At 73.1% G+C, this 12,910-nt stretch carries 9 protein-coding genes; 2 read left to right on the forward strand and 7 right to left on the reverse strand.

Annotation, left to right across the window (positions count from 1 at the left end; all coding sequences use genetic code 11):
* Positions 1-220: 220 nt before the first annotated feature.
* On the reverse strand, positions 221-1,582 hold the full coding sequence (locus tag ACFVST_RS14070; protein ID WP_390150324.1) for a diaminobutyrate--2-oxoglutarate transaminase family protein: 1,362 nt from the start codon (positions 1,580-1,582) through the stop codon (positions 221-223).
* Positions 1,583-1,897: 315 nt separating this feature from the next.
* Between ACFVST_RS14070 and ACFVST_RS14075 the strand changes: the two genes are divergently transcribed.
* Together ACFVST_RS14075 and ACFVST_RS14080 are read left to right on the forward strand one after the other, a co-directional pair.
* Positions 1,898-3,121, forward strand: a complete 1,224-nt coding sequence (locus tag ACFVST_RS14075) for a trypsin-like serine peptidase (RefSeq protein WP_390150326.1) — start codon at positions 1,898-1,900, stop codon at positions 3,119-3,121.
* A 254-nt stretch (positions 3,122-3,375) separates the two neighbouring features.
* Entirely contained in the window at positions 3,376-4,590 is a 1,215-nt protein-coding gene (locus ACFVST_RS14080; RefSeq protein WP_390150329.1) for a trypsin-like serine peptidase, read from the forward strand.
* An 84-nt stretch (positions 4,591-4,674) separates the two neighbouring features.
* Here ACFVST_RS14080 and hflX read toward each other — a convergent pair whose 3' ends face one another.
* The 6 genes from hflX to miaA form a co-directional block, all read right to left on the reverse strand.
* Positions 4,675-6,186 (reverse strand): GTPase HflX, encoded by a 1,512-nt coding sequence (hflX, locus tag ACFVST_RS14085; protein WP_390150333.1) that lies wholly within the window; start codon positions 6,184-6,186, stop codon positions 4,675-4,677.
* A gap of 241 nt (positions 6,187-6,427) precedes the next feature.
* On the reverse strand, positions 6,428-7,945 hold the full coding sequence (locus tag ACFVST_RS14090) for a M1 family metallopeptidase (protein WP_390150336.1): 1,518 nt from the start codon (positions 7,943-7,945) through the stop codon (positions 6,428-6,430).
* Between the two features lie 106 nt (positions 7,946-8,051).
* The gene (locus tag ACFVST_RS14095) at positions 8,052-10,157 is read right to left on the reverse strand and encodes a RelA/SpoT family protein (protein WP_390150339.1); all 2,106 of its coding nucleotides are present in this window, start codon (positions 10,155-10,157) and stop codon (positions 8,052-8,054) included.
* Between the two features lie 187 nt (positions 10,158-10,344).
* Positions 10,345-11,226 (reverse strand): diaminopimelate epimerase, encoded by an 882-nt coding sequence (dapF, locus tag ACFVST_RS14100; protein ID WP_390150342.1) that lies wholly within the window; start codon positions 11,224-11,226, stop codon positions 10,345-10,347.
* Between the two features lie 64 nt (positions 11,227-11,290).
* Positions 11,291-11,824: a hypothetical protein gene (locus ACFVST_RS14105; RefSeq protein WP_390150345.1), complete on the reverse strand. Its 534-nt coding sequence runs from the start codon at positions 11,822-11,824 to the stop codon at positions 11,291-11,293.
* 108 nt (positions 11,825-11,932) lie between these two features.
* Positions 11,933-12,871, reverse strand: a complete 939-nt coding sequence (gene miaA, locus ACFVST_RS14110) for a tRNA (adenosine(37)-N6)-dimethylallyltransferase MiaA (RefSeq protein WP_390150348.1) — start codon at positions 12,869-12,871, stop codon at positions 11,933-11,935.
* Positions 12,872-12,910 lie beyond the last annotated feature (39 nt).

Consider the following 12,910-nt stretch of genomic DNA (forward strand, 5'->3'; position numbering starts at 1 on the left):
CCTCGGGTCCTTGCCCGATTCCCAGCTCCCGGACAAGGGGCTGGGCGAAAGGCTGGGCGCCGATCGACTCGGTACTGAAGGGCTTCTGGCGGGGGACGGTGGGGGCGTCCGTCACCGGAGTGGTGCGGTCCGCCGGGCCGGCGGGCAGGGTGGCGGGCGGGTGGTCGGGCGCGGAATCGGTGTTCACTGGGGGTTCCTTGCGGGGGTGGTGGTGCGCTGCTCAGGCGCGGTGGGGGTGGGACGAGGAGGCGGCGCTGATCGCGTCGGCGAGCCGGTCGAGAACGGCGGACGCCTGCTCGTCGGTGATGGTGAGGGGTGGCAGCAGGCGGAGCACCGAGGTGTGCCGGCCGCCGAGTTCGACGATCAGGCCTCGTTGCAGACAGGCACGCTGCACGGCGGCGGCGAGTACGGGGGCCGCGGGCGGGGGCCCGGGGGTGGCGGTGCCGTGGGCCTCGGGGTCCACGAACTCCACGCCGATCATCAGCCCGCGGCCGCGTACGTCTCCGATGCAGGGGTGTTCGGCGGCGAGGCCCTGGAGTTGGCCGATCATCCGGGCGCCGAGGACCGCGGCCCGTTCGGCGAGCCGGTGTTCGCGGACATGGGCCAGGGTGGCGGCACCGGCGGCCATGGCGAGCTGGTTGCCGCGGAAGGTCCCGGCGTGGGCGCCGGCCGGCCAGACGTCGAGGTCCTCGTGGTAGACGATCACGGCGAGCGGCAGACTGCCGCCGATCGCCTTGGACATCACCATCACATCGGGCACGGTGCCGCTGTGGTCCACGCCCCAGAAGGCACCGGTGCGTCCGACGCCGGTCTGCACCTCGTCGGCGATCAGGGGGATACCGCGGGCGGCGGTCAGCTCGCGCATCCGGCGCAGCCAGTCATCGGGGGCGGGGATCACCCCGCCTTCGCCCTGGACCGGTTCGAGGATCATGCCGGCCGGGCTGGGCAGGCCTGACTTGCCGTCGTCCAGGAGGTTCTCGGTCCAGCGGGCGGCGAGTTCGGCGCCGCGGCTGCCGCCGGTGCCGAAGGGGCACCGGTAGTCCTGCGGGAACGGCAGCCGGTGGGCGGTGACTTCGCGGGCGCCGCCGGAGAGCCCGAGGGCGCCGGCGGTCATCCCGTGGTGGGCGCCGGTGAAGGAGAGCATGGTGCCGCGTCCGGTGGCGAGGCGTACCAGGGTGAGCGCCGCCTCCACGGCGTCGGTGCCGGCCGGCCCGCAGAACTGGATGCGGGCGTGTTCGGCGAGCCCGGACGGCAGGGTGTGGAACAGCTCGGTGGTGAAGGCGTCCTTGACGGGAGTGGCCAGATCGAGGACGTGCAGGGGTGCCCCGGAGTCGAGCACCTCGCGGACCGCGGTGAGGACCACCGGGTGGTTGTGGCCGAGGGCGAGGCTGCCGGCGCCGGAGAGGCAGTCCAGATAGCGGCGGCCGTCGGCTCCTTCGACGGTCAGCCCGCGGGCGCGTACGGGCACGATCGGGAGGGCGCGCGCATAGGTGCGGGCCGCAGATTCGCGTGCCGACTGGCGGCGCAGGATCCCCTCGTGTGCGACGGTCTCCGCCACGGGCGCTGACTGGGTCACGGCCACGGCTCTCGGTCCTCCCGGTGGTCTCGCACGGTTCCCGCCGCGGGGCGGGACGGCGGAGGGCCGCACGGTGTGACGATCCTCCCGGCGTCTTCAACGACGGCGGGGGCCCGGGATCACGGTCAGTGCAAAGATCCTTACCGTGACGGAACCGTTGCCCTCCCGTGGGATGTCCCCCATGGCACCGGCATAGTGTGGGGGCCGCTGCTGAGGGGGCGGCCGGTCCGGAAACCCCGTGGCCGCGGTGCCGGTGGCCGGACGCGCTCGCCCACGCGGCGCAGTACGCAAGATTCCGAAAGTCCCAGGGGGAGTCACACCATGCGATCCATACGTCCGCTGTCCGCTGCCCGTACGCCGGGGGGTGCGCGCCGCAGAGGTCGGGTGGCGGCCGCGCTCGCTCTCGGTGCCGCACTGAGCCTGACCGCCACCGCCTGTGGACCGGGTGACGACGACGCTTCCGGTGATCCTTCCGCGTCCGCCACCCAGGATGACGGGCAGGGCGGCGTCAAGGTTCCCGACGACCTCAAGGACCGGCTCAAGCAGCACGGGATCGACCTCGACAAGTGGAAGCACGGCGACTGGAAGAACTGGGACCGCGACAAGTGGCTCCGTGAGGCGAAGGACTTCGTCAACCCGATCATCGACGACCTCTGGGACCCGGACCGGATGCGGGACGCCGAGCCGCCGGACAAGGGCGTCGACGACAACGACGTCTCCGGTGACCAGGGCGTGACCGATCCGACGCCCGCGCCGGTGCGGGCGCAGGCGGTGAAGTCGCCGTACCACGGTGAGGTGCCGGAGTCGGGGAAGCTGTTCTTCGACAGCCCCGAGGGTTCGATGGTGTGCTCGGCGACCGTGGTCGAGGACCCGGCGCACCCGGGCAAGTCGAACATGGTGTGGACCGCGGGCCACTGTGTGCACGCCGGTAAGCGCGGCGGCTGGTACCGGAACATGATGTTCGTGCCGTCCTACAACGACAGCGGCAAGTCGCTGGACGAGCTGAAGGGCGCTCCCAAGGAGCAGGTCGCACCGTACGGCGTGTGGTGGGCGGACTGGGCGCAGACCTCCGACCAGTGGATCGGGCAGGGCGGCCCGACCGGCGGCCAGGGCGCACCGTACGACTTCGCGGTGCTGCATGTGGCGCCGGAGAAGGGCCGGGAGGGCAAGTCCCTGGAGGAGACGGTCGGTTCGGCGCTCCCGGTGGACTTCAACGCCGCCGCGGTGCCGAAGATCAAGTCCATGACGGCCACCGGCTACCCGGCGGCGCCGCCCTACGACGGGCAGAAGATGTTCCAGTGCCCGGACAAGCCGGGTCGGCTGTCGCTGAACGAGACGGACCCCACGATGTACCGCCTCGGCTGCACCATGACCGGCGGTTCCTCCGGTGGTGGCTGGGTCGCCGCGGGCAGTGACGGCAAGCCCGCGCTGGTGTCCAACACCTCGATCGGCCCGGTGACGGCGGGCTGGCTGGCCGGCCCGCACCTGGGCAAGGAGGCGAAGGGCGTGTACAGCGCCGTCAGCAAGAAGTACGCAGGCCGGTAAGGCTGTTGGCGACCGGGCGGCGGAGGTGCTGTGAACCCCCCGCCGCCCGGCGGCCGTTGCGGTCCCGGCATAGTGGGGACCGCGGACGGGCCCAGGTCGCCGGGTCTCCCGGAATCTTCACCTGAGACGCACACGACACACGCCAGGCCCGGCCCGATATGTGGCATACACGCCGTGTGTCATACACGCCGTCTGGCACTCGACATCCCTGCCGCCATCGGCAGACTGCACTCTCCAACGGGGGTATTCGCACCATGCGTTCCATACGTCCACCCTTCGCCCGCGGCGGACGGCGCTCCGCGCTGGCGGCCGCCGGGCTCGTCGCGGCCCTTGCGCTGACCGCCACCGCCTGCGGCGGCGACGGTGACGGCAAGGCCGACGGCGGGGGCAAGACCACCGCCGGGGCGACCGGCGGCGACAGCGGCTCCGACGGCGGCAAGTCGGATGTGGCCGGCGACCTCAGCCGGCGCCTCAAGGACCACGGCATCGACGTCGACAAGTGGAAGGACGGGGGCTGGAAGGACTGGAACAAGGACAAGTGGCTGCGTGACGCCAAGGACTTCGTCAACCCGGTCGTCGACGGTCTGTGGAAGCCGGACCGGATGAAGTCCGCGAAGGACCCCGACAAGACCCTCGCCGCCAAGGACGCCCCCGCCGAGCAGGGGGTCACCGACCCCGAGCCGCGGCCCGTCCAGGCCCAGCGGGAGAAGACGCCGTACCACGCGCACGCGGCCCCCGTCGGCAAGGTGTTCTTCGACTCGCCCGAGGGCCCCATGGTCTGCTCCGGCACCGTCGTGAAGGACCCGGGCCACCCCGGCAAGTCCAACCTGGTGTGGACCGCCGGCCACTGCGTCCACCACGGCGGCAGCGGCGGCTGGTACCGCAACATCGCCTTTGTGCCCGCCTACAACGACTACGGCAAGTCCGAGGCGGCGCTGCGCGGTTCGGCCGCTCAGGAGATCGCGCCCTACGGCACCTACTGGGCGGACTGGGCCTCCACCTCCAACGAGTGGATCGCGCAGGGCGCGGCCAGCGGCGGCGCCGGCGCCCCGTACGACTACGCGGTACTGCATGTGAAGCCGGAGCGCGGCACCAAGTCGCTGGAGGAGACCGTGGGCAACGCGCTGCCGGTGGACTTCTCCACTCCCTCGGTGCAGAGCGTCGGTTCGATGGGCGCCTGGGGCTACCCGGCCGCCCCGCCCTTCGACGGCCTGATCATGAACAAGTGCATCGACCGGCCCGGACGCCTCTCCCTGGACTCGTCGCAGCCCACCATGTACCGCATCGGCTGCACCATGACCGGCGGCTCCTCCGGTGGCGGCTGGTTCCGGATGGTCGGCAAGCGGATGGAGCTGGTGTCGAACACCTCCATCGGCCCGACCGACAACACCTGGCTGGCCGGCCCGCAGTTGGGCCGCGGCGCCGAACAGCTCTACACCACGATGAGCCAGAAGTACGGCGGTAGCTGACCGCCGCCCGCCATAGGCAAGGGCTGCCCCACTTCCCGCCGATCCAGCAGGAAGTGGGGCAGCCCTTGCTCGTGACGCGACCGGTCAGCTCAGCGGCGCCGGTACATACGGGGCGAACTCCGCGGCCAGCTCCTCGTGCACCCGCGCCTTCAGCAGGGTGCCCTCCGGGGTGTGCTCCTCGGACAGCACCTCGCCGTCGGTGTGCGCCCGCGCCACCAGCCGGCCCGCCGTGTACGGCACCAGGGCCTCGATCTCGACCTCGGGGCGCGGGAGTTCCGCGTCGACGAGGTCGAGCAGCTCCTCGATACCGGTACCGGTGCGCGCCGAGACGACCAGGGCGCGCTTCTCGGTCCGCAGCAGCCGCTGGAGCACCAGCGGATCGGCCAGATCCGCCTTGTTGACCACGACGATCTCGGGCACCTCGGTGGCGCCCACATCGCGGACCACCTCGCGGACCGCGGCCAGTTGCTCCTCCGGCGCCGGATGCGAACCGTCCACCACATGCAGGATGAGGTCCGCGTCGCCGACCTCCTCCATGGTGGAGCGGAAGGCCTCCACCAGATGGTGCGGGAGGTGGCGGACAAAGCCCACCGTGTCGGCCAGCGTGTACAGCCGGCCACTCGGGGTCTCGGCCCGGCGCACCGTGGGGTCCAGGGTGGCGAAGAGCGCGTTCTCCACCAGGACACCGGCGCCGGTGAGGCGGTTCAGCAGGGAGGACTTGCCGGCGTTGGTGTAGCCCGCGATGGCCACCGAGGGCACCTTGTGGCGCCGGCGCTCCTGCCGCTTCACCTCGCGGCCGGTCTTCATCTCCGCGATCTCCCGGCGCATCTTCGCCATCTTCTCGCGGATCCGCCGCCGGTCCGTCTCGATCTTGGTCTCACCGGGGCCGCGGGTGGCGAGACCGCCGCCCTTGCCGCCGCCCATCTGCCGGGACAGCGACTGACCCCAGCCGCGCAGCCTGGGCAACATGTACTGCATCTGCGCCAGCGCGACCTGTGCCTTGCCCTCCCGGGACTTGGCGTGCTGGGCGAAGATGTCCAGGATCAGCGCGGTCCGGTCGATGACCTTGACCTTGACGACGTCCTCAAGGTGGATGAGCTGGCCCGGGGACAGCTCGCCGTCGCAGATCACGGTGTCGGCGCCGGTCTCGATCACCAGCTCCAGCAGCTCCCGGGCCTTGCCGGAGCCGATGTAGGTCGCCGCGTCGGGCTTGTCGCGGCGCTGGATCACACCGTCGAGCACCAGGGCGCCGGCCGTCTCAGCGAGCGCAGCCAGCTCCGCGAGGGAGTTGTCCGCGTCGTCCGCCGTGCCCGAGGTCCATACGCCGACCAACACCACACGCTCCAGGCGCAGTTGCCGGTACTCGACCTCGGTGACGTCCTCAAGCTCGGTGGAGAGGCCCGCCACGCGCCGCAGTGCGGCCCGCTCGGAGCGGTCGAGCTGTTCGCCGTCGCGCTGCCCGTCGATCGCGTGGCTCCAGGCGACGTCCTCTTCCATCAGGGCATCGGCCCGAAGTCCCTCGGAACGGTTCGAGTGGTTCTGCGCGGAGCCCTTGGAGGTCCCCGCAGCCTGGGAAGGGGAAGAAGTGGAGGTCATTGGATCCTTACGTGGTGGGAGTGCGACCGGGCGCCGGCGGCACCCGTCCTGAAGTGACAACGTGCGGGGCGGCCGGGAGATTCCCCGGCCCCTCGCCGCGGCCCGCCGCCCGGTGGGGCTCCGGCCGTCCGCTGCCATGGCCGTCCGCTCGGTGCGGCCGACCCGATGATGGTCGCACGGAACGGCACGTCTCGGCACTGTCTTTTCCCGCGGTGTCCGCCTGCTCACCGGGAGCACGGGGTCAGCTCCGGCGGGCCTGCGCCGAGGCCTCCTGGCGCCACTTCGGGTGGCCGGGCATCGGCGGAGTGGTGCGGTCGTAGAGCCAGGCGTGCAGGAAGCCGGTCAGGTCGCGGCCGGCCACGGCGCTCGCCAGGTCGACGAAGTCGGAGGTGGCGGCGTTGCCGTCGCGGTGGGTCTCGATCCAGAGGCGTTCCAGGCGGTCGAAGGCGCGGGCGCCGATCTTCTGCCGGAGCGCGTACAGCACCAGGGCGCTGCCGTCGTAGACGACCGGGCGGAAGATGCTGATCTTGCGGCCGGGGTCGGGGAGGGCGGGCCGGGCCGGTGGGCCGCCGGCGGCTCGCCAGGTGTCGGACTGGAGGTAGGCCTCGTGCATCCGCCGGTCCAGGGAGGGGCCGCCCCGGCCCTGCCCGTACAGCGCCTCGTACCAGGTGGCGTGGCCCTCGTTGAGCCATACATCGGACCAGGTACGCGGGGTGACGGTGTCGCCGAACCACTGGTGGGTCAGCTCGTGCACCATCAGCGAGGCGACGTACCAGGAGGGGTAGCGGGCGTCGGTGAAGAGGCGCTTCTCGAAGAGGGACAGGGTCTGCGTCTCCAGCTCGAAGCCGGTCCTGGCGTCGGCGACCAGCAGTCCGTAGTTCTCGAACGGGTAGCGGCCCAGGCGCCGTTCGAGCCAGGCGAGTTGGCCGGGGGTGCGGCGCAGCCAGGGGGCGAGGGCGGCGCGGTCGGCGGTGGGCACCACGTCCCGTACCGGCAGACCGTGCGGTCCGGTGCGGCGGAGCACGGTGGAGCGGCCGATGCTGACCTGCGCCAGTTCGGTGGCCGTCGGGTGGGCGCCGCGATAGGTCCAGGTGGTGTCGGCGCCGTGCCGAGTGCGTCCGGTGGGCAGGCCGCCGGCGACCACGGTGAGCCGCTTGGGCGCGGTCACCCGGAAGGTGAAGCGGGCCTTGTCCGAGGGGTGGTCGTTGCAGGGGAAGACGCGGTGGGCGGCGTCGGCCTGGTTGGCCATGGCGAGGCCGTCGCGGGTCTGCACCCAGCCGCCCTCGCTGCCGCGGGCGGGCCGCGGATCGCTGGTGTGGCGGACGGTGATGCGCAGCGGTGCGCCGCGCGGCACCACCCGGGCCGGGCTGATCACCAGGTCCTCGCCCGCGGTGGCGAAGCGGGCGGCGCGGCCGTTGACGTCGACGGAGCGGACCTTGCCATGGGTGAAGTCCAGGTTGACGCGGGCCAGTTGGGCGGTGGCGCGGGCGTCGATGCGGGTGACGGCGGACAGCGGGCGGTCGTTTCGTCCCCGGTAGCGCAGGGCGATGTCGTAGTCGGTGACGTCGTAGCCGGGGTTGCCGAGCTGTGGGAAGAGGCGGTCGCCGAGGCCCTGCGGAGTGGGTGCCGCGGGCGGTGGGGACCAGGCGGCGAGGAGGCAGCCCGAGGTGGCGGCGGCGACGAGGGCCGCGGCGGTGCGCTTCAGGCGCGGGGCGCGGCCGGGGCGTACGGCGGGGAGGCGGGAGGGGGTGTGCGGCATGGGCTACCGCTATCAGCGCGGCCCCGGCCGCCGCCGACGGCGCGCGTCACACCCACCCGAACGGAAGTCCGCCCCGGCACCGCCACGGCGGACACCGGCGGACCGGTCAGCTCGTGCCGGTGGGGTGCTGGGCGCGGTGCACGTCGTAGACGCCGGGCACCTCGCGCATCGCCCGCATCAGCCCGGGAAGCAGCCCGGCGTCGGGGAGTTGGAGGGTGTACGAGTGGTGGACGCGCTGCTGGGTCGGGGGCTCGACGGTGGCGGAGATCACGGCGACGCCCTGCCCCGCGATGGCCTCGGTGAGGTCGGCGAGCAGACCGGTGCGGCCGAAGGACTCGGCGCGCAGCGTCACCCGGCACTCGGCGCTCTCCCCCCAGCGGACCGGGACCTCGGGGCGCCCGTCGGCCTGCATCCGGATCGCGCCGGGGCACTGGGCGCGGTGCACGGTCACGGCGTTGCCGCGGACGGTGAAGGCGGTGACGGTGTCCGGCGGTACCGGCGTGCAGCAGCCGGCCAGGCGTACCGCGGCGCCCGGCCGGTCGACCAGCACCCCGGCGGCGACGGGGCGCATGGCGGGGCCGCTGACGGGGGTGCGGGGCGCGGACTGCGGGGCGCGTTCGGTGGCGGGGTGGGAGGCGAGGCGCCGCTCGATGGCGATCCGGGCGGCGGGGGTGCGGGCGTGGTCGAGCCAGTCGCGGGAGGGTTCGGAGCCCGGGTCCTGGCCCATCAGCAGCTCCACCGTGTCGCCGTCGCGCAGGACGGTGCCGAGGGTGGCGAGGCGGCCGTTGACCCGGGCGCCCATACAGGCGTGGGCGTCCTCTCCGTGGCAGGCGTAGGCGGCGTCCACGCAACTGGCGCCGGCGGGCAGGCCCAGGGTCCCGCCGTCGGGACGGAAGACGGTGATCTCGCCTTCCTGGGCGAGGTCCTCGCGGAGCGTGTGCCAGAAGGTGTCCGGGTCGGGTGCGGCCCGCTGCCACTCCAGGAGCCGGGAGAGCCAGCCGGGCCGGGTCGGGTCGGCGCGCTCACCGTCGGCTCCGGCCGTCCCCTCCCCCGGCTGCGGGTGTGCGTCGGGGTTGCCGAGGGCGATCACCCCGGCCTCGGCGGAGCTGTGCATCCGCCGGGTGCGGACCAGGATCTCCGCGATCTCCCCGCCCGAGCGCGCCACCGCGGTGTGCAGCGACTGGTACAGGTTGAACTTGGGGACCGCGATGAAGTCCTTGAACTCGGCGATCACCGGGGTGAAGCAGGTGTGCAGTTCACCGAGGACGGCGTAGCAGTCGGCGTCCTCCTGGACGAGGACCAGGAGCCGCCCGAAGTCGGTGCCGCGCAGCTCGCCCCGCTTGCGCAGCACCCGGTGCACGGAGAGGACGTGCCGGGGGCGGATCCGCACCTCGGCGGCGATGCCCGCCTCCCGCAGCACTCCGCGCACCTCCTGCGCGATCCCGCCGAGGGGGTCCTCGCCGCTCTCGTCGTGGGCGGCGATGAGGCGGCGGGCCTCCTCGTACTCCTCGGGGTGCAGGATGGCGAAGACGAGGTCCTCCAGCTCCGTCTTCAGGGCCTGCACTCCGAGGCGTTCGGCGAGGGGGATGAGGACGTCGCGGGTGACGCGGGCGATCCTGGCCTGTTTCTCGGGGCGCATCACGCCGAGGGTGCGCATGTTGTGCAGCCGGTCGGCGAGCTTGATCGACATGACCCGTACGTCGTTGCCGGTGGCGACGAGCATCTTGCGGAAGGTCTCCGGCTCGGCGGCGGCACCGTAGTCGACCTTCTCCAGCTTGGTGACGCCGTCGACGAGATAGCAGACCTCCTCGCCGAAGCCGCGCCGCACCTGCTCCAGGGTGACCTCGGTGTCCTCGACCGTGTCGTGCAGCAGGGAAGCGGTCAACGTCGTTGTCTCCGCGCCGAGTTCGGCGAGGATCAGAGTGACCGCGAGCGGGTGCGTGATGTACGGCTCGCCGCTCTTGCGCATCTGGCCGCGGTGCGAGGACTCGGCGAGGAGGTAGGCGCGCCGCAGCGGTTCCAGGTCGGCGTGCGGATGGTGGCCGCGGTGCACTCCCGCCATGTGCACGATGGCGGCGGGCAGCCGGTCCCGGGCGGCGGGCCCCAGCAGTGCGGCGCGCCCCAGTCTGCGCAGATCCAGACGGGCCCTGGCGCGTCTGCGGTGCGCGTCGGACGTCGTCGGGTTGAGGGGCGGTGTGGCCTCCGCACTCATGGGGCACCTCCGGCAGCGTGGACCGGCGGGGCGGCGGGGCGACCCCCGGGCGAGGACGCCGGGAGGGCGGGCGGTTACCCCGTCCGGGCCGGTGCTTGATGCTACCGAGCCCATCATGTGCGTCCGACCGGCTCTGGCCGAGCGTGAAACAGATCACTCGTTCCAGCGACAGTTTCGGGGTTTACGGTTACGAAGCGTGTGTGAGCAGTCCGAGTTCGACCTCCCCCTCGGCGATGATCACCGCCGGGCCGGTCATCTCGATCTCCCCGTCGGGGCGCTCGGTGATCACCAGCCGGCCGCCGGGGACGTCCACGGTGTAGGTGACGGGGAGGCCGGTGGCCGCCGGGTCGGCGCCGTCCCGCCGGGCCGCGGCCACGGCCACCGCGCAGGCGCCGGTGCCACAGGACCGGGTCTCGCCCGCGCCCCGCTCATGCACCCGCAGCGCGAGGTGCCGCTCACCGCGGTCCACCACGAACTCGACGTTGGCCCCGTGCGGATAGACCCCGGCCGGGGTGAGTTGCGGCGCGCGGTACAGGTCGCCCGCCTGTGTCAGGTCGTCCACGAAGGCCACCGCGTGCGGGTTGCCCATGTCGACGTTGCGGGCGGGCCATCGGTGCGGGCCGACGGTGACGGTGGCGCCGGCCTCGGGCAGCAGGGCCCGGCCCATGCCCACGGTGATCTCGCCCTCGGTGCCGTCCGCGGGCTTGGCGATGTGCACCTGCTTCACCCCGCCGCGGGTGGCAACGGCCAGATCGCCTTCGGCGGCGAGCCCGGCGCGCTGGAGGTAGCGGGCGAAGACGCGGACGCCGTTGCCGCACATCTCCGCGACGGAGCCGTCGCCGTTGCGGTAGTCCATGAACCACTCGGCGCGGTCCGCCAGGTGCCGGGCCTCGGGATGGGCCGCGGAGCGCACCACATGCAGCAGCCCGTCCCCGCCGATGCCGGCCCGCCGGTCGCACAGCGCGGCGACGGTGACGGGCGGCAGGTCCAGGGCGTTCTCCGGGTCGGGCACGATCACGAAGTCGTTCTGTGTGCCGTGCCCCTTGAGGAAGGCGATCCGCGTGCTCATCCCTCGATCCTACGGGCTGCGCGTGATACGGGACGGCGGGCGGCCGGGGCAGCGAAGCAGGAGGTCAGCCGCGCAGGCGGGCCACCCGCCACACCGCCAGGACCACCACGGCGGCGAGCACCAGGGCGTAGCCGCCGATGACCCGCCAGTCGGGGCGGCCGCCGGAGCCGCGCTGCGGCAGTCCGGGCCAGGTGTGGCCGACGCGGCGGGCGGCCATCATGCCCCAGCCGGCCGCGCAGGAGCTGATGAGCAGGCCCAGCATGGCGACCACGGCGCCGCCGTCGCCGAACTCGAAGGCGAGCGGGAAGGCGAACATCAGGGAGCCGAGCGCGGCCAGGCCGACGATGGGCGCCAGTTGCCAGATCCTCAGCCGCCGCTGCGGCCGCAGCTCGACCTCGACCTCCGGGTCGGCCGGCATCCCGTCGTCCCCGTCCGCCGCGCCCCGGCCGGAGCCGTCCTCGGGCTCGGTGTCCGGACCGTCCTCGGTGAGACCGTCGCGCTCCCGGGGACCCGGTACGGCGGGGTCGGTGGGGTCAGGGTCGCGCTGCGCGGTGTGGTGGCGTCCGCCGTGTCCGGTGTCGCGAGGGCCGGCCTCCATCGCCACGCGCCCTCCCACTCGGAACTCCACTCTGGCTGATCGATGTTGATGATGGCACGCCCCAGAAGGCCCGGATGACGGCCGGGGCGTCCCGATGCCATCACGTGATCAGGCTGTGACCGCCCGTTCGACCAACGCCAGAGCACGGCCCGGGAGTTCCGCCCGGTCGGCGCTCGCACCGCTCAACCAGTGCACCCGAGGATCGCGTCGGAACCACGAGTCCTGGCGGCGCGCGAAGCGCTTGGTGGCGCGTATCGTCTCGGCGCTCGCCTCCGCTTCGGTGCACTGCCCGGCGAGCGCGGCGAGCACCTGCTGATAGCCGAGGGCCCGGGAGGCGGTACGGCCCTCGCGCAGCCCGCGGCCCGCGAGGGCGCGCACCTCGTCGACCAGTCCGGCCCGCCACATGCGGTCCACGCGGGCCGCGATCCGCTCGTCCAGTTCGGGGCGGGGCACGTCGACCCCGATCTGCACGGTGTCGTAGACGGCGTCGTGCCGCGGCAGGTTGGCGGTGAACGGCTTGCCGGTGATCTCGATCACCTCCAGTGCGCGGACCACCCGGCGCCCGTTGCTCGGCAGGATGGCGCGGGCCGCCTCCGGGTCGGCGGCGGCCAGCCGGGCGTGCAGCGCACCGGAACCGCGCAGGCTCAGCTCCTCCTCCAGCCGGGCCCGCACCCCGGGGTCGGTGCCGGGGAACTCCAAGTGGTCCAGGGCGCCCCGCAGATAGAGCCCGGAGCCGCCCACCAGGACGGGGGTGCGCCCGGCGGCGAGCAGCCGGTCGATCTCGGCGCGGGCGAGGCGCTGGTACTCGGCGACGCTGGCGGTCTCGGTGACGTCCCACACGTCGAGCAGATGGTGCGGCACCCCGCCGCGCTCCTCCCGGGTGAGTTTCGCGGTGCCGATGTCCATGCCGCGGTAGAGCTGCATGGAGTCGGCGTTGACGATCTCTCCGCCGAGGTGCCGGGCCAGCAGTACCCCCAGGTCGGACTTGCCGGCCGCGGTGGGCCCTACGACGGCGATGACCCGCGGGGCGGGGGGTGCGGTGTTCACCGGGTCAGTCTCCCAAACGCGCCCGCCGTACGGCGACCG

Source organism: Streptomyces sp. NPDC058045 (assembly GCF_042885635.1).
Classification (GTDB): domain Bacteria; phylum Actinomycetota; class Actinomycetes; order Streptomycetales; family Streptomycetaceae; genus Streptomyces.